Source organism: Knoellia sinensis KCTC 19936 (assembly GCF_000768705.1).
Lineage (GTDB): Bacteria > Actinomycetota > Actinomycetes > Actinomycetales > Dermatophilaceae > Knoellia > Knoellia sinensis.
The window spans coordinates 108,137-124,824 of sequence record NZ_AVPJ01000006.1 but is presented as its reverse complement, the minus strand read 5'-3'; the positions used below and the strand labels follow the sequence as shown (position 1 = coordinate 124,824).

The window sequence follows — 16,688 nt, the reverse complement described above, 5'->3', positions numbered from 1 at the left end:
CGCTCACCCCGCCGTGTCGGCACCGAAGTGCCACGATGGTCGGGTGACGATGGAACTGCCCACACCACGCACGCCTGACCCCAGATCGGCCCCGGTCCTGCGCTGGGGCATTCTGGGACCGGGCAACATCGCTCGTGAGATGGCATCCGCCCTCCGTGCCGAGACCGACCAGGTGATCCGCGCAGTCGCGTCCCGCGACCTGACCAGAGCGCAGGGCTTCGCGGACGAGTTCGGCGCGCACACGGCATACGGCTCGTACGAAGAGCTCGTCGCAGATCCGGACGTCGACATCGTCTACGTCGCCTCCCCGCACTCGGAGCACCACGCCCACGCCCGACTGGCGCTCGACTCCGGAAAGCACGTCCTCGTCGAGAAGGCGTTCGCGCGCAACGCGACCGAGGCTCAGGACATCCTCCACACGGCCTCCGCCAAGGGACTCCTCGCCATGGAGGCCATGTGGACCCGGTTCCTGCCCGGCATCGACGTCGTCCGCCAGTGCCTCGAGGACGGACTTCTCGGCACGGTCGAGAACGTCTTCGCCGACCACGGCCAGGCCCTTCACCCCGATGGGCCGCAGCGACTCTCCGACCCTGCCCTGGCCGGCGGCGCCCTCCTCGACCTCGGGATCTACCCGGTCTCCCTGGCCAGTTTCGCCCTCGGTGGGATCGAGACCGTGAGCGCCACGGGGCGTCTCACCGACGAGGGGGTCGACGCCGAGGAGGCGGTCCTCGTCACCGGACCGAGAGGTGGGCGCGGTCTGCTGCACGCCACGATGACCTCTCGCACGCCCACCACGGCGAGCATCAACGGCACCGACGGCCGCCTGGAGCTCGGCGACCCCGATGACCCGATGAACCTGTGGTACTCCCCGTCCCGGGTTCGCTACGTCTCCCGGGACTCGCAGACCGATGTCTCATGGGAGCCCGCGAGCCGTGAACACGGCCTGCATTTCGAGGCGTGCGAGGCGGCCCGACTCGTCGATGCAGGGCTGACGGAGAGTCCGCTGCTCCCGTCCGCCGAGACCTTGCGGATCATGGAGGTGCTCGACGAGATCCGAGCACAGCTCGGAGTGCGCTACCCCGGCGAATGACTCGAGACTCGATCGTGCACCGAGTCGAACCACGGTTCCTTCGCTTCGGCGTACTGCGACGTCGTCAGCCCCCGTGACGCGAGTTCCTGCTTGAGGTCGGAGTACTCCCTTCGAGCTGCCTCATCCGATCGCAACCAGTCCCGGAAGTCGAGCGCCCAGCGATGACCCGGGCTGTCGACCTCGCGCACATGGAGGTGCGCCACCCGGCCGGGGTCGGCGCTCCCGTGGAATCGCTTTGGCCAGCGAGTGCCGTCCTTGCCGTTGTCGCTCGCCTCGCCTTCAATCCGGGGGAAACCCATGCGGGACAGGGCTTCCACGAAGTCCGGCGCGTCGGCATCGGAAAGCGCTCGCACCCCGATCTGCACGTCGATGACGTCCTTGGCGAGCATGCCGGGTACGGCCGTGGAACCGATGTGGTCGACTGTCACGGCCCGCTCCCCCAAGGCCCGCTTGATCCTGGCGACGAGCCGAAGGCCGTCTGCGGCCCATTCGGCGCGAGGTTCGCTGACGGCGAGGGCATCGGGACGACGAGCCCGTATGCCGTGAATCAGGTTCTCGTTGAACGGTTCCAGCCGCTCGGCCCAGATCCGTCGCACTTCTGCGTCAAGGCGCTCGAGGCTGCCGTTGTTGTCGAGCCAGATGTCGGCGGCTGCACGACGCGCTTCGTCGTCGGCCTGGGCGTCAATCCGGGACTGCGCGTCCTCCGGGGTCATGCCTCGCTCCCGGACGAGGCGCGCCAGCCGCTCCTCCTCGTCCGTGCCGACGACGATGACGAGGTGGTAGTCCGCGCCCATGTCCTTCTCGACGATGAGTGGCATGTCGTGGACTACCACGGCATTCGCGGGCACGGCATTCATGAGCTCGGCGGTGCGTTTCCAGATCGCCGGATGGGTGATTCCCTCGAGGTCGGCCAGTGCGGACGGGTCGGTGAACACGACCCGCCCGAGCGCTGGCCGGTCGAGTGCGCCCTCGGGGTCGAACACAGCGTCGCCAAACCGTTCGCGGATCGCCGAGAGGGCCGGCATACCGGGTTCGACGACCTCACGTGCCACGGCGTCCGCGTCGACGACCACGGCGCCGAGAGCGGAGAGGGCCTTGGCGACCGTCGACTTGCCGGACCCGATTCCACCGGTGAGACCCACGCGCAGCATGCGCCAAACCTAGACGGTGGGTGTGGCCTGCCGGATCAGCAGCCCGCCTCCGTGTAGCGGCACAGCTGGGGGTACAGGTGCTCCACCCCCGGCCGAGCGCTCCTGATGAGGTCCGGGTCGACTTCGTGGGTCTCGCGGAACGGCCCGGCGGAGCCCGACAGGGCTATCCCGCGACCGGCTCGGACCGCCAGGATCACCGGACCGCCACCCGTGGACCCGTCCCGTATGCCCGTCGACTCGTCCTGTGCGTAAACGAAGTACGTGGATGCGAGTCCCTCTCCCCAGGGTCCGGGAAGGTTCTCAACCAGTCCCCCGAGCCTGCCCTGCGAGGTCGACTCGCATGCACGTGTGACCTGCCGCAACTCACCCATGAACGCCACCGCCGAGCCGGTGTCCGGGAAAGCGAACACCGCTTCCTGCCTCGGTCCACCGTCGATGCCGCCACCGCGGATGGCTCGGCGGTCGTCCGCTCCGTATCGGCCTGCGAGCGCCCAGGCGTCCGTGTCGCACGGTCCGTTGAACTGCGTGGTCGGCAGCCAGTCGGCATCGACCTCACCGTCCCCCTTGACCCCCTGGTGGAGGAAGATGATGGGTGAGTGGGACGCCTTCTCAGACGGTAGGGCTGACGGGGGCGTGCTGACGCTCGGCCTCGTCGTCGCGCTCGGCGTGCCCGTGACCGACTCGGTCGGAGAGGTGGTGCTCGTGACGGTCGGCGTCACGTCTGGCGTCGTCGCGGTCGGGATCGGCGTCGGCTGGGCCGGCAGTGCGTCGTCCCGACCCAGCCGGTCGCTCACGACGAACGCTCCCGCGCCGATCACGGCCACCGCGGCAGCAGCGGAGATGCCCGTGACCCAACGCTGGCGGCGGCGACGGAAGCGCCCCTGGTGGACCACGTGCTCGGCGTACCCCGGACGTGCCGGTGAAGGCTCGACGCTCCTGAGCCGGGCGCGGAGCTCGTCCTCGCTGATCGGGCTCATGACAACCTTCCTTCTTCGACCCGCTCGGAACTGAGGCGCGAGAGCGCCCGCGAACAGGTGGACTTCACTGTGCCGACGGAGATGTCGAGTTCCTCGGCGACCTGGCGTTCGCTGAGGTCCAGGTAGTAGCGCAGGACGACGATCGTGCGCTCGCGCTGGGACAGACCAGCGAGCTCCTGGACGATGTCGTCTCGGTGGTCGACGGTCGCATAGGCGCGCGCGGCCGTGGAACTCGTGTGGTCGTCACCCACGTCCCCGAGCGCCGGTTCGAGGTGGCGGCGGCGCCAACGGTCGGTGTTGAGATTGACGAGGATTCTGCGCGTGTAGGAATACGCACCTTCCGGGCGCACCTTGCCCCAGTTGACGTACGTCCGGATCAGCGCTTCCTGCACAAGATCCTCAGCCGTGGCTCGGTTCCCCGTGATCAGCACGGCCACCCGCGACAACCGTGGTTGCGCCCCCTCCACGAACGCCGTGAATTCGGCGTCCGCCCTCTCCGATGTCTTCACATCGCACCCCTCGTCCGGTTGACCATCACCCATCCCTACGAGGCGCGGCCCCATGGGGTTGAGTGTGGTCTGGAATCTTCTGAAATGGTCCCGGACAGACCGAAGGCCCGGCTCCCCGCAAGGGGAACCGGGCCTTCGAATGTGGCGTCACGGCATACGCAAGGTATGCCGGTCGGCTCAGTTTCCGGTGAGCTTCTCGCGCAGCGCGGCGAGGGCCTCGTCGGAGGCGAGGGTGCCCTCGTTGGCCGGCGCGGCCGGACGTGCGTCCGCACCCTCGTCGGAGGACGAGGATGCAGCCGAGTCGCTGCTGTAGGACGTGGCGTTGTCGCCACCCGCTGCAGCCTCGGCGTCGGCCTTGGCGGCCTCCTCGACCTGCGTGCGGTGCGCCTCCCAGCGGGCGTGGGCCTCGGCGTACTGCTTCTCCCAGGTCTCACGCTGCTTCTCGTAGCCCTCGAGCCACTCGTTGGTCTCGGAGTCGAAGCCCTCGGGGTACTTGTAGTTGCCCTGCTCGTCGTACTCCGCAGCCATGCCGTAGAGGGTGGGGTCGAACTCGGTGAGCCCGGCGCCGTCCTCGTTGGCCTGCTTGAGCGACAGCGAGATGCGACGACGCTCGAGGTCGATGTCGATGACCTTGACGAAGATGTCGGCGCCGACGGTGACGACCTGCTCCGGCAGCTCCACGTGGCGCTCGGCCAGCTCGGAGATGTGGACGAGGCCCTCGATGCCGTCCTCGACGCGCACGAACGCACCGAACGGGACGAGCTTGGTGACCTTGCCGGGGACGACCTGGCCGATGGCGTGCGTGCGAGCGAAGTGCTGCCACGGGTCCTCCTGCGTCGCCTTCAGCGACAGGGAGACACGCTCACGGTCCATGTCGACGTCGAGCACCTCGACGGTGACCTCGTCGCCGACCTCGACAACCTCGGACGGGTGGTCGATGTGCTTCCAGGACAGCTCCGAGACGTGGACGAGACCGTCGACGCCGCCGAGGTCCACGAACGCACCGAAGTTGACGATGGAGGACACGACGCCCGAACGGACCTGGCCCTTCTGGAGCTCCTTGAGGAACGTCGTGCGCACCTCGGACTGCGTCTGCTCGAGCCAGGCGCGGCGCGACAGGACCACGTTGTTGCGGTTCTTGTCGAGCTCGATGATCTTGGCCTCGATCTCCTTGCCGACGTAGGGCTGGAGGTCGCGGACACGACGCATCTCGACGAGGGAGGCGGGGAGGAAGCCGCGCAGGCCGATGTCGAGGATGAGACCACCCTTGACGACCTCGATGACGGTGCCGGTGACGACGCCGTCCTCTTCCTTGACCTTCTCGATGGTGCCCCAGGCGCGCTCGTACTGAGCCCGCTTCTTGGAGAGGATGAGGCGGCCTTCCTTGTCCTCCTTCTGGAGGACGAGGGCTTCGACCTCGTCGCCGACGGCGACAACCTCGTTGGGGTCGATGTCGTGCTTGATCGACAGCTCGCGCGAGGGAATGACACCCTCGGTCTTGTAGCCGATGTCGAGCAGAACCTCATCGCGGTCGACCTTGACGATGCGGCCTTCGACGATGTCTCCGTCGTTGAAGTGCTTGATCGTCGCGTCGATGGCGGCGAGAAGGTCTTCCTCAGAGCCGATGTCGTTGATGGCGATCTGAGGGGCGGTCTTGGCGACCGTGCTGGCAGTCATGTAGTAGGAACTCCGATGTGGACAGATGGATTCGATGGGTTGGAACTGGGTGCGTCCGGTGTGGCATCACGCCCTTGCGGGCATGCGTGAGCGCAGACGAATGCTCGCCTAGACTACCGACCGCGCGTGCGGCCGGTCAAAGCGGGGTATGCCGGTGAGTTCGGAAGTGGGTCGCCGCACCTCCGGGACCGGCGAGACGCAGGCGGCCAACCGGTCCTGGTGGGACGGCGAGGCCTCGGCGTACTACGTCGAACACGGCCGCTTTCTCGGCGACGACGAGTTCGTGTGGGGCCCGGAAGGGTGGACCGAGGAGACGCTGGGCCTGCTGCAGGCGTCGTCGGGCCAGCGGATCCTCGAAATCGGCGCGGGCGCCGGGCAGTGCGCCCGCTGGCTGGTGCGCAACGTCGGGGCCGCAGTCGTGGCGACGGACCTGTCCATGGGCATGCTGCGCGTGGGTGCCGAGGTGAGTGAGCGGACCCGCACCGCTCCCCCGCTGTTGCAGTGCGACGCACTCGCGCTCCCGTTCGGTGACGATTCGTTCGACACGGTCTTCACGGCATACGGCGTGGTGCCGTTCGTCGCGGACAGCGCGGCGGCCATGGCGGAGGTGGCGCGGGTTCTACGCCCCGGGGGCCGGTTCGTCTTCTCGACGACGCACCCGATCCGGTGGGCCTTTCCGGACGACCCGTCGGAGGCTGGGTTGGTCGCGCGACTGAGCTACTTCGACCGCACGCCGTACGTGGAGTCGGACGGCGACGGGCGCGCGACCTATGTCGAGCACCACCGGACGATGGGAGACCGGATCCGGGAGATCGTGGCGGCCGGGCTTGTCGTGGAGGACGTCGTCGAACCCGAGTGGCCGGCCGACAACACCGAGACGTGGGGCGGTTGGTCGCCCACCCGGGGAGCGATCATCCCGGGCACCGCGATCTTCGTGTGCCGCAGGCCTGGCGACTGACCTCGGCCACCCGCGCACGACAGGACCCCGCAGCGGAAGGCTGCGGGGTCCTGTCGTGTTCGCTCAGTGCTCAGCGGCGGTGGATGTCCGCACGGCTGACATTGGTGTCCGCGTCCGCGTCACCGAAGACGTCGAGCGATCGCTCGCTGGCGTAGGCGGGCGTGCCTCCGTCATCGTCGCGCCCCGGGCCCGCCGCGTAGCCGCCATTCGCACGACGCGCGCCGTTCCAGAGGAAGAACCCGACGAGACCGGAGAGCAGACCGAGGATGCCCGCGATCAGGGGCAACCGACCGACGAGCGACAGCCTGTTGACGTTGGACTCGACGTTCTTGACGTTCGCCGCGACCGTCTCATCCGTGAAGGAGATGTCAAGGTCGAGAACGGCCTTCCCGTCCTGCAGCTTGCGCGTCTGCTGCTCCTCGCGATCGACCATCTGGCCGGTGACCGGGTCCGCCCAGATCGTCTTCAGCGACGAGTAGGTGCCCTGGATGCCGGTGGAGATCTCGGCAGGCTCGTCCTGGACGTCGATGACGTACTTGTAGACCTTGACGCCGTCGATCGTGTCCTCACCCTCGAAGGTCGCGTCGACCGCGCGGTCGAGGACGCCGTCCCAGAACGGGTACGTCTTCTTCTCGGCGCCGAAGGGGAACTTGTTGATCAGGCCCTCGTGGTGCGTCTCGACGCCGTACTTCGCCTCGTCCTTCGCATCCACGGCCATGCCGGTGTTGCGGTCCGTGGCGAACCGGTCGGTGGAGGCCTGGACGAGTCGCTTCTCCGGGTCGGTGTCGTCGACGCAGTCGGGCGCGTCCCCGTTGGGGTTGGAGATGAGGCACACGAAGTCGTCGAACACAGCGACGTCACCGTCGGACTTCGCACCATCGGTGACGCTGTGGCTGAAGTACTTGACCGGACCGCTCGTCCCGTTGGGGAGAGTCGATGCCGTGCCATCGAGACGGGTGTAGGTGTCCGTGTTGAGCGGAGTCTTCTTCACCGCCCCAGGGATGTAGAAGAGGGCCAGAAGAGCCGTCGTGACGAGGAAGCCGGCAAGGCCCATCAGCACGAGACCGATGATTCTGCGCATCGTGAAGGACACCTTTGTCTCAGGAAGGAAGGGAGCGAATCTGCAGAACCTTACCAGTGGGTATGCCCTTGGCGTGAGTGTCGCTGGCCGTGACACGTGTCTCGCCTACGCTGACATGCCATGGCCCACCCCTCCCCTGCGACCGAGAGCGCGACCCCGCGACTCGACGTCCTCCCCGCGCTGGACGGCCTGCGTGCGGTGGCAGCAGGGCTCGTGGTGCTGACCCATGCGGCCTTCCTCACTGGCTTCGGAACCTCCGCCGGCCTCCCGGGGCACCTGCTGGCGCGTGGCGACTTCGGCGTGGCGATCTTCTTCGCCCTGTCGGGCTTCCTCCTCCACCGCGGACTCACCGCGCACGCGCACGGCAGCGGTGTCGACCTGCTCGGGTATGCCGCACGACGGTTCGCCCGGATCGTGCCTGCCTATTGGGTCGCGCTGGCCGCCGTCGTCATCGCCGCCGACCCCGGGTTGCGGGCCTGGTTCCTGACCGGGCTGGGCCTGCACATCTATGTGCCCGACGTCAACATCCCGTCCTTCGGGCAGTCCTGGAGCGTGGCCACGGAGGTCAGTTTCTACATCGCCCTCCCGTTCGTGGTCCTCCTGCTGAACAGGCTGCGCCGTCGCGGAGCGGCCAGGCCTCTCGTGGCACTGGTCGTGCTGGCCCTCATTACGTCCCTGCTGCCTGTGTTCACCGGGCCGGCCGAGTTCGGCGTGGAACTCCTGGTGGAGCGTTGGTTGCCCTGGCGTGCCCCCCACTTCCTCGTCGGCATGATCTTCGCCGAGGCCCTCCTTGTTCCCGATCACCCGATCTCGCGCGCGCTCAGCCGCCTGGCCCGAGACCCTGTCGGGTGTCTCGCACTGGCAGGCGCCGCGTACCTCGCGTCGACGACCCCGGTCGCCGGGTCCCTGACCCTGGAGCCGGCCCATGGCGCCACGCTGCTGATGCGTACTGGCCTCTCGACGGTGGTGGCCGCCTGCGTGCTCCTGCCACTGACGCTGGGGTCGCCGTCGTGGTGGTCACACGTGCTGTCGCACCCGATCGTGAGGTGGGTGGGCGTCGTGAGCTTCGGCTTGTTCCTGTGGCACCTTCCGGTCTTCACTGCCCTGTATGCCGTGAGCGGTGCACAGTTCTTCCGCGGCGGGCTGGCTCCGCTCCTGGCCATCGGCGTCCCGATCAGTCTCCTCCTGGCGTTCCTCAGCCATCAGTTCGTGGAACTGCCCAGTTCACGCCTCGCTGCGCGACTCACGGCGCATCGGCGCCAGCGCCGCGAAGGACACCACAGCGACGATCGCGAGGCGAAGCGCCCCCTCGAGGAGCGCTCCACCGAGTGAGCCCGGAGCGATGACCGCCTGGATGACCCCACACACCGCCAGGCCCGCGGCCACAATGCTGGCGCGCACCCACTCCGCGAACCCGAACGCGAAGCGCTGCGCCAGGACTGCTCCGACGAGTGCCGCCGCCGCGCCTGCGGCCCCGGCGATCAGTCCCCCCATCACGGCGGCGAGCGCCGCCGCCCAGGGCGGAGAGCCCCGCCAGCCCGACGCCGTCAGCGTCGACTCCGGTGCTGTCGCTGTGCGCGAGGGCGATGTTCGCGTCCGTGCCGCAACGGCCGCCGCCACGAGCAGTGCCGTTGCCAGCGCCAGGCCGGCCAGCAGCGAGGCCCGGTAGGCCGCATCGGGGCCGAACTCGATCTCCAGGGCGCCAGCCAGACCCGGCGGAAGGATGAACCCCTGCCTGCGTCCGTCGATGACCTGAGGCTCAAGGTCGACACCTCCCACATGCGCAGCCCACCCCGCGCTCGCGTTCTGATCCATCACCAGCACCCGGGCTTGCGGGGCTGCCACAACCTGACCGCGCCATGTCGTCCCAGCCATTGACGTGGCCACGGCTTGGGGCTGCGCCACCGGCGCCGGCGCGCCTTGCCGGGTCAGGACGGCTGCGCGCGGCGTGAATCCCTGCCACGCACCGACCTCCACCGAATGCTCCTCCCCCGCGCCGAAGGCGACCGGCTCGCAGGCTCTCCACGTTCCGCTCTCCACACCGAAGAGCGCACCGCGCGGCACCGTCGCCGAGGTCGGGACCGCCCGACCGTCGACGACCAGGCGCGGCCCCTGCCCGCACTCGGCCGTGCGTTGCTGCGCCGGAGGACGGATGTCCACGTCGGCCAGGTCGAGCTCCTCCAGCTCAAGAGCTGCGTTCGGTGCAACTTGGCGGTCGCCTGGAACCCGCACGAACTCGAGGTCGAGGCGGCGTCCAGTCGTGGCCGGAATCTCCACCACTCCGTTCGGCTGGACCCGGCGCGTGACTTCGCGCCCCCCGAGGCGAATCACCACGGCGGGTGCTGCTCTGGCGGCCCAGTCGTCGCGGGTCTGGAAGCGGATCGTCGTCAGGGTGACATCGCGAGCGAAATCCAGAGTGAGCTCCGGGGTCTCGTCGTCGAAGGCCGGACTCCAGGCCGTGCGGTCATCACCGTCGACAATCGCTGAAGGGGCGGCGGCCGCAGAACCGTTGCGGGCACTGCTCGCTGCCACGCTGACGTCGGGTGACCCCTGGAGGCGCGATGTCGGCGTCAGCCCCGGCACGAGTGTCCCGGCGGCAATCCACGAGCCCGTGCGCGCACCTGCGATGGTGCGGGCCATCGAGCCCGACTGCTCTGGATCCACGGTGCCCGAGATGCACACGATGGGGCCCTCGCTGCTCGTGCACCCATCACGTCCCCTCAGTCCGTCGCTGAGCACGATTGCTCGCGCCTCGTCTGCGTCGGCTGCACGTGGCAGCGCAATCCGCTCGCCCGGGGACACGCCGGGAATCTGCACCTCGGACAGGCCCGTGATGACCGTGCCCGGGGCATCGCTCTCCGTCTCGAGGATCTGGATCCTGATCCGTGAATGCCGATCACCCGGCAGCTCGATCCGAGTTGGGCGGCCGAGCACCGTGGCCGTGGTGCTCCCCTGGTCCGTTGTCACCCGGACCCGCGTCGGACGACTCACCGTCTCACCCAACGAGGTGTCGCGGCCGAGACCGGTGACGTTCACGTGGTCGAACGACGCCGGCTGAGCGAAGACGACGTTCAGGGACGGGCGGTCGTCCCACATCGTCGCCCAGGAGGTGGCAGGGTCGCCGTCCAGAGCCGCGAACGGTCGGTGTGCGGGACGCAGACCGGCAAAGGTCAGCTCTTCGGCGACCGACGACGTGGCACTGACGTCCGCTATCCCGTCGTAGGTGACCGCTGATCGCAGCGGGTCCTCGTCCCATGGCAGGTAGTCGGGTACGTCCGATCCCGCGCGGGCCGTGAGGCTGCTCGTGAGGTCCTGTCCGCGGGGGGCTCCGAACCATCTTGCGCGGGTGCGGTAGCCGTCCGTTTCCACCCTCTGCTCGGGGTCGAGGTTCTGGGAGCGGTCTCCGTCGAAGACGACAGGACCACCCAGCAGCTGGGCGTCGGCCAGAGACAGGAGGTCCTCGGTGGCCCCCGAGGCACCGTCGACGTCCCCGGACGCCCAGATCTCGAGGGCGCCGCTCGGGGTCCCCGGAAGGGCGTAGATCTCGACGGGAAAGACGCGTTCACCTGCGGCATCGAGGAAGGTCTGCCCGAAACCGCGCGCGAACTGGACGCCGGGTGTGCTGCGGACGGAGGATCTGGCCAACGCGACCGGGGGTTGGCCGGACTCGTGGGTTGCGAGGTCGTTGCGGACGACGAGATGCCCCACGCCGGCGCGTCGGAGGACCTCGGCTCCCCCAGCCATGGACCGACCGCTCTGGAGGCGTCGCTCGATCTCGTCGAGCATTCGAATGGTGCCGGCCGGCGCCAGTGGAACGGCGTCACGAACGGCGTAGGGAGCAGTCGTCAAGGGGCGCAGCGGCTCGTCGATGGTGCGGCCCCAGAAGTACTCACCGAAGTTGGCTGCCGGAAGGAGCAGCGCCTGACCGCCTTCGCGGTTCGCATCGAGCCAGCGCCCGGCATCGACCCAGTGTTGAGGCATCCGCTCGAAGCTGCCGCGCACCGCGATCGCACCCGTGAACGCGGGGGCCCCCGCACCGATCACGGCGACCACTGCCGTCACCATCACCACCGACCTGTGCCATGCCACCTGGGGGCGCCACTGCGACACGCGGCCGAGGAGATGCACGAGGCCGACGGCCAGTGGCAGGCGCACGAGAAGGTCGAACTTGTGAATGTTGCGCAGTGGAGCCAAGGGACCATCGAGTGCGGCCTGCGCGGTCGTGACCACCGGTGACGAGAACGGACCCGAGTGGGCCACGGTGAGAAGGACACCGCCGAGCAGCAGGGAGGTCCACAACCAGCGCCGTTCCGGGATCCGGGCCATCGCCAGTCCGGCGAGTCCCAGCCCGGCCACGACGGTCGTGAGCACGATGAGTTGCGGGCTCGTGGCCAGCTGGTGACCGGCCGGCCACCACGCGCCTCCGGGCGTCACGATGTGACCGAGCCAATGGGTCGTGCCCCTCGCCACGTCGAGCATGCCGATCGGTCGCATCACGGCACGGGCGTTCTCGATCCAGTCGAGAAACGGTGGCGCGTACCTCGACATGATCAGGAGCGGGACGAGCCACCACGCGGTTGCCGCCACCATGGCGGCGGCCCACGACCACGTGAGGGGCGAGCGCCACCACCTCTGTCGAGTGATCAGCCACAGACCCGCCGGCACGAGCGCGCACAAGGTGGCCGTGGCGTTGACGCCCCCGCAACACAGGGCGGCAAGCCCACTCAGCGTCGCCGCGCGCGGCGTCGAGAGGTGCCCCTTGGTGGCGAGGACGAGCGGCCACAGGACCAGCGGCGCAAGGAGTTGAGGCTGAATCTCCGCGCTGAGTCCTCCGATCGAGGACAGGACTCGCGGGGCAAGGACGTAGGCAAGCGCACCAACGATGCGCGTGCGGTGGGTGCCGACCCCCAGGGCCCGCAGGAGGCCGAGCATCCCGACGAAGGCCGCGGTGAGCAGGACTGACCACCACAGACGTTGGACCACCCACACCGGCGCGATCTCGGAGCCGAGGCCGAAGAAGGGGCCCATCGGGAAGAGGTAGCCGTAGCCCTGGTTCGACAGGCCTCCCCACGTGACCTGGGGATCCCACAGGTGAAGCGCGCGCGCGAGGAAGCCCCAGGGGTCGACGTAGAGGTCGTTCTTGGTGTCCTCGGCGATGCGTCCCGGTGTCACGGACCAAGCGATGGCCCACACGACGAGCATCCCGCCGACAGCGGCGGGGTCAGGGAGTCGCCGCCACCTCACGTCCGACGCAGCACGAGCATGAGGTTCCAGCTGAGAACCTCACGCAGCCCGGGCACCTTGAGGATCGGGTCGGCCCAGTCGGGGTGGTAGCGGGGCGCAGCCTCAAGGAGCTCGGCGCCCTCCTGAGCCTTGGCCCAACTCAGCATCCGGGACGCGGTCGCAGCGTGCATCGTCTCGCCGAATCGGTTCTTCGGCGGTCGGCCGTTCTTGCGCTCATAGCGGCGCCGAGCGTAGTCACCCCCCAGCAGGTGCCACGGGGACGTCTCGTGCCCGCCCCAGGGCGAGGCCCAGATGGTGTACGAGATGAAGACCAAACCCCCCGGCTTGGCCACCCGGAGCATTTCGTCCGCCAGCACTTCGGGCGTGGTGACGTGCTCCATGACGTTGTTGGACATGACGATGTCGGCGAAGGCGTCAGGAAAGGGCAGGTCCTCCCCTCGACCCACAACGGCGCCGTTGCCCGGTCCCGGACTGAGCGACTCCCGCTCGATGTCGACTGCGACGTAGCGCGCCCCACGGTCCACGAACCGTCGACCGAACTGCTCCTGCCCGGCACCCACGTCCAGGACCGTGCGCCCTTCGAGCGGCTCGTGCCGGGTGATCAGGGTGATGGTGTCATTGGCCACATCGGTGTAGAACCGTTCAGGGTCGGACTGCTCGACAAGGAAGGAACGAAACAACTTCGTCGACCTTGCTACTGTCCGGTATCTTTTGGTCGACGCGCTTCGCATGACCGGAATCTAACCATCCCGACAGGCCCGGCGCTGTGACCCACGACAACGATGTCCATCACGTGACCGAGGTGAGATCGAGTGCCCCTCCGCATCCTCATGCTGAACTGGCGTGACATGGAGCACCCCGAGGCTGGCGGCGCCGAGAAGTATCTCGTCACGGTCGCCCGCGGCTTGGCAGCCAAGGGGCACCGCGTCATCTTCCGCACCGCCGCCTATCCCGGCGGACTCCCGCACGAGGTCGTCGATGGCGTCCACTACGTCCGCAAAGGTGGGCGCTTCGACATCTACGCACGATCAGTCGTGTCCCACCTCATCAAGAAGTACGACGTCGACGTGGTCGTGGACGTCCAGAACGGCGTGCCCTACCTCAGCCCCCTGACGTGGCGCGGCCCCGTCGTCAACCTGGTCCACCACGTCCACAAGGAGCAGTGGCCGGTGCTGTTCGGGCCGCGGCTCAGCCACGCCGGCTGGTGGCTCGAATCCAAGTTGGCCCCACTTGTCTACCGACGCACTCCGTACGTCGCGGTCAGCGAGTCCACCCGGCGTGAACTCGGCGGTCTGGGGATCGCGCCGGATCGCATCGAGGTCATTCACAACGGCACGGACGCCGTGCCCCTGGACGACACTCCCCGCTCGCTCAACCCCTCCCTCATCGTCCTGGGCCGCCTCGTACCCCAGAAGCGCGTCGAGATCGCGATGCGTGCCGTGGCAGAACTCTCGCACGACTACCCCGACATCACCCTGGACGTCGTGGGCTCTGGTTGGTCTCTGCCACACCTCGAGGACATCGCGCGTGACCTCGGAGTCGAGAAGCACGTCACCTTCCACGGCCACGTGTCCGAGGAGGAGAAGCATGAGTTGCTGGCGCGCGCCTGGGTCCACGCGATGCCGAGCCTCAAGGAGGGCTGGGGACTCGTGGTGGTGGAAGCCGGCGTCCACGGCACTCCCACGGTGGCATTCACGGAGGCAGGCGGGCCGACGGACTCCATCGTTCACGACCGGACCGGACTCCTGGTCGACGGCGGACAGTCCGAGTTCACCGCCGCGATTCGCAGTCTTCTTGACGATGACGAGCTGCGCGAGCGCATGAGCGCTGAGGTGTCGACGTGGGTTCGTCAGTTCCACTGGGACGAGACCGTCGAGAAGTGGGAGCGCCTGCTCCTCGATGTCGTGGCCGAATCACACGACGTCGTGGCCGAGTCGCTGAACGCATCGTCCCGCAGCTGACGGCACGACCGCGGGCGCGGCCCTCGTGGTGCGCGGGCGGTTCCGGCACGCACCACGGGGATGTCCGCGCGGACTCATCCCGGCACAGACACAAGAAACGGCCCCGTCGCGCAGTGCGCGGCGGGGCTTCTCGTGGCCACTCGGGTGGCCGTCACCTCACGGTGCGTCGTACACCACGACGTTCTCACTCGCAGCGGGTGCGTTGGGAGTCGGCGAGATGGCCGAGACACCGCCAACGACGGCGAACAGGGCGAGGACGACGCCAGTCACAGTGGCGGCAAGAGCAGACATCATGGACGGGAGCGTATCAGACCCACCGGTAACTTCGAGCGCACTCCACGCACCGCGCAAGCACAAAGAACGCCTATCAGCGTGATGATCGTCACGGCCCACCCTGCTCGGACGGCCCCGCTCGCCTCGGCCGTCTCGGACCCGCGGCCGAGGTCAACAACAAGCAGGTGGGGTTCGTCCACGACGACGTGCCCCTGGGCTCTCAGGAATGTCGTGTCCACGTCCTGCCCAGTCCCGAGCTCCGCCGCGACGTAGCGAACGCCAGCATCCAAAAGGGCTGCCTCGGCGGATGCCCCTCCCGCGATTCTTTCCGACACCGCGGCGGCGCGCAGGTTCTCGCCGGGAACGACGCCAGAGCGCAGCGGTAGGGAATCATCGAAGAGGACGACGCGGTCGATCACGCGAGGCGCCAGCGTGAGCGAAACCCTGTCCTCGTTCCATTCGTAGCGCCGGTATTGGCTCCATGGAAGGAGTCCCACGTCCCCCGGCGGAGCCTGCTCAAGCCGGGACAGGCCTGCCTCGATGTCCGAAGGCACCGTGACCGCCTCCAGTCGCCCGCCGATCCCCCACACCAGCTGCGGCGATAGCAGCATCGGCAGAGCGATGAGGAGTGCGGCCACCGGCCCCCTCCACGCGCTGGACAATCGACTTGCCACACGATCCGCAAAGATTCCGAACCCGGCAGCACCGAGGACGACCCAGACGGCGATGAGCTTCTGGCTGTCCCTCAGCGCGCCGCCACCCGGAACCGCGTTCACCACCTCCGTCCACACCGGTCGTGCGGCGCCGACCACGCTCAGCGCCAGGACCGCTGCGAACACCACGACGAGTCCGGTCATCGCCGCGCGACGACCTGGCACGGCGAGGACGGTCGTCACAACCCCCACCACCATCAGCAGGGCAGAGCACGCAGCAATGAGAATGTGCTGGCGGGGTTCCGGGTGCGTCGCCGCGTTCCAGAAGCCACCACCCCCGAGGAGTGAGCCCACCACTCCCATCGGCGAATCAGCGGCGGGTGCGAACTCGTCGATGCCTCCGATGATGCCTGCTCCGTCGGCGGCGGTCAGGGCCGGCAGCGCCCAGGCCGAGGCTCCCCCAGCCGAGACCAGAAGAGCCCATCCGATACCGCGAGCGATCCGTGCCGACGGTTTCACCGCCATCCCCAGCCCCAGCAGGACCAGCATGCTCCCCGACACGAGCAGCATGGAATTCACGCCCCCGATGGCCGCGACCGCGATGGCGACGCAGACGGCATACGAGGCAGGTTTTCCACGCAGCACACGCAGACACGCACGAAGGCCCCACGGGAGCACCGCCAATCCGAGGACCACCACCCACTGCCCGACGGCGAGCCTCTCAGACACGAACGGATTCCACACCGCGACGACCCCAGCAACACAGCGACCGACGACACCCACGTGCGGGGCCATCTCCGAGACCAGCGCCACCACCCCGAGCGCGAGCCCCACGAGCAGGGAGAGCAGCACCAGATGCTGCGCCATGGACGGACCCAGGACCTTGCCGAGGAGGACCATCGCCGCATCGCTCGGTACCGCGCGGGGAGCGGGCGTGTCGAGACCGAGAACAAAGGGGGTCCACAGCGGACGGGGGGACCACGGCATGTCATGCGTGATGACCACTCCCCTGCCCATCGCGGGGCCGAGGATCACCAGAGCCTGCGCGACCGCGACGAAGACGGGAACGATGACCTGGCGAGGCCATGAGCCCGGACGGTTCCCGGTCATGGGC

Annotated in this window: 13 protein-coding genes; 4 read left to right on the top strand and 9 right to left on the bottom strand. The window is 68.4% G+C overall.

From position 1 onward, the window contains the following. Positions 1-49: 49 nt before the first annotated feature. Positions 50-1,090, top strand: a complete 1,041-nt coding sequence (locus N802_RS09800) for a Gfo/Idh/MocA family protein (protein WP_035915790.1) — start codon at positions 50-52, stop codon at positions 1,088-1,090. On the opposite strand, the gene coaE is transcribed toward N802_RS09800, so the two are convergent. The 4 genes from coaE to rpsA all read right to left on the bottom strand — a co-directional run bounded on the left by coaE (position 1,075) and on the right by rpsA (position 5,404). Continuing rightward, a complete protein-coding gene (gene coaE, locus N802_RS09795) occupies positions 1,075-2,241 on the bottom strand; it encodes a dephospho-CoA kinase (RefSeq protein WP_035915447.1) in 1,167 nt (388 codons plus the stop codon). The two genes, N802_RS09800 and coaE, sit on opposite strands and share 16 nt — an antisense overlap. Positions 2,242-2,276: 35 nt before the next feature. Then, positions 2,277-3,218 carry a hypothetical protein gene (locus N802_RS09790; protein ID WP_035915444.1) on the bottom strand — a complete coding sequence of 314 codons (942 nt, stop codon included), beginning with the start codon at positions 3,216-3,218 and terminating at the stop codon, positions 2,277-2,279. Then, positions 3,215-3,727 (bottom strand): SigE family RNA polymerase sigma factor, encoded by a 513-nt coding sequence (locus N802_RS09785; protein WP_035915439.1) that lies wholly within the window; start codon positions 3,725-3,727, stop codon positions 3,215-3,217. Before N802_RS09785 ends, N802_RS09790 begins: the two co-directional genes overlap by 4 nt. Before the next feature lie 177 nt (positions 3,728-3,904). After that, a complete protein-coding gene (gene rpsA / locus N802_RS09780) occupies positions 3,905-5,404 on the bottom strand; it encodes a 30S ribosomal protein S1 (RefSeq protein WP_035915436.1) in 1,500 nt (499 codons plus the stop codon). A 148-nt stretch (positions 5,405-5,552) separates the two neighbouring features. Here rpsA and N802_RS09775 point away from each other — a divergent pair, with 148 nt between their 5' ends. Beyond that, the gene (locus N802_RS09775; protein ID WP_035915432.1) at positions 5,553-6,362 is read left to right on the top strand and encodes a class I SAM-dependent methyltransferase; all 810 of its coding nucleotides are present in this window, start codon (positions 5,553-5,555) and stop codon (positions 6,360-6,362) included. 70 nt (positions 6,363-6,432) lie between these two features. On the opposite strand, the gene pgfA is transcribed toward N802_RS09775, so the two are convergent. After that, positions 6,433-7,443 (bottom strand): cell envelope lipid trafficking protein PgfA, encoded by a 1,011-nt coding sequence (gene pgfA, locus N802_RS09770; protein WP_156971355.1) that lies wholly within the window; start codon positions 7,441-7,443, stop codon positions 6,433-6,435. 120 nt (positions 7,444-7,563) lie between these two features. On the opposite strand from pgfA, the gene N802_RS09765 reads away from it, so the two are divergent. Next, positions 7,564-8,775, top strand: a complete 1,212-nt coding sequence (locus tag N802_RS09765; RefSeq protein WP_035915424.1) for an acyltransferase family protein — start codon at positions 7,564-7,566, stop codon at positions 8,773-8,775. Here N802_RS09765 and N802_RS09760 read toward each other — a convergent pair. Further along, positions 8,668-12,687 (bottom strand): alpha-(1->3)-arabinofuranosyltransferase domain-containing protein, encoded by a 4,020-nt coding sequence (locus N802_RS09760; RefSeq protein ID WP_156971354.1) that lies wholly within the window; start codon positions 12,685-12,687, stop codon positions 8,668-8,670. The genes N802_RS09765 and N802_RS09760 overlap by 108 nt on opposite strands. Next, positions 12,684-13,367 (bottom strand): class I SAM-dependent methyltransferase, encoded by a 684-nt coding sequence (locus N802_RS09755; protein WP_245613901.1) that lies wholly within the window; start codon positions 13,365-13,367, stop codon positions 12,684-12,686. The genes N802_RS09760 and N802_RS09755 overlap by 4 nt, the downstream gene beginning before the upstream one ends. 132 nt (positions 13,368-13,499) lie before the next feature. On the opposite strand from N802_RS09755, the gene N802_RS09750 reads away from it, so the two are divergent. Next, positions 13,500-14,648 (top strand): glycosyltransferase family 4 protein, encoded by a 1,149-nt coding sequence (locus N802_RS09750; RefSeq protein ID WP_052109749.1) that lies wholly within the window; start codon positions 13,500-13,502, stop codon positions 14,646-14,648. A gap of 156 nt (positions 14,649-14,804) precedes the next feature. Here N802_RS09750 and N802_RS20215 read toward each other — a convergent pair whose 3' ends face one another. Together N802_RS20215 and N802_RS20465 are read right to left on the bottom strand one after the other, a co-directional pair. Further along, positions 14,805-14,942, bottom strand: coding sequence for a hypothetical protein (locus N802_RS20215; RefSeq protein ID WP_156971353.1), 138 nt, complete (start codon positions 14,940-14,942; stop codon positions 14,805-14,807). Beyond that, positions 14,939-16,684 carry an MmpA family trehalose lipid delivery protein gene (locus N802_RS20465; RefSeq protein ID WP_035915420.1) on the bottom strand — a complete coding sequence of 582 codons (1,746 nt, stop codon included), beginning with the start codon at positions 16,682-16,684 and terminating at the stop codon, positions 14,939-14,941. The genes N802_RS20215 and N802_RS20465 overlap by 4 nt, the downstream gene beginning before the upstream one ends. Positions 16,685-16,688 lie beyond the last annotated feature (4 nt).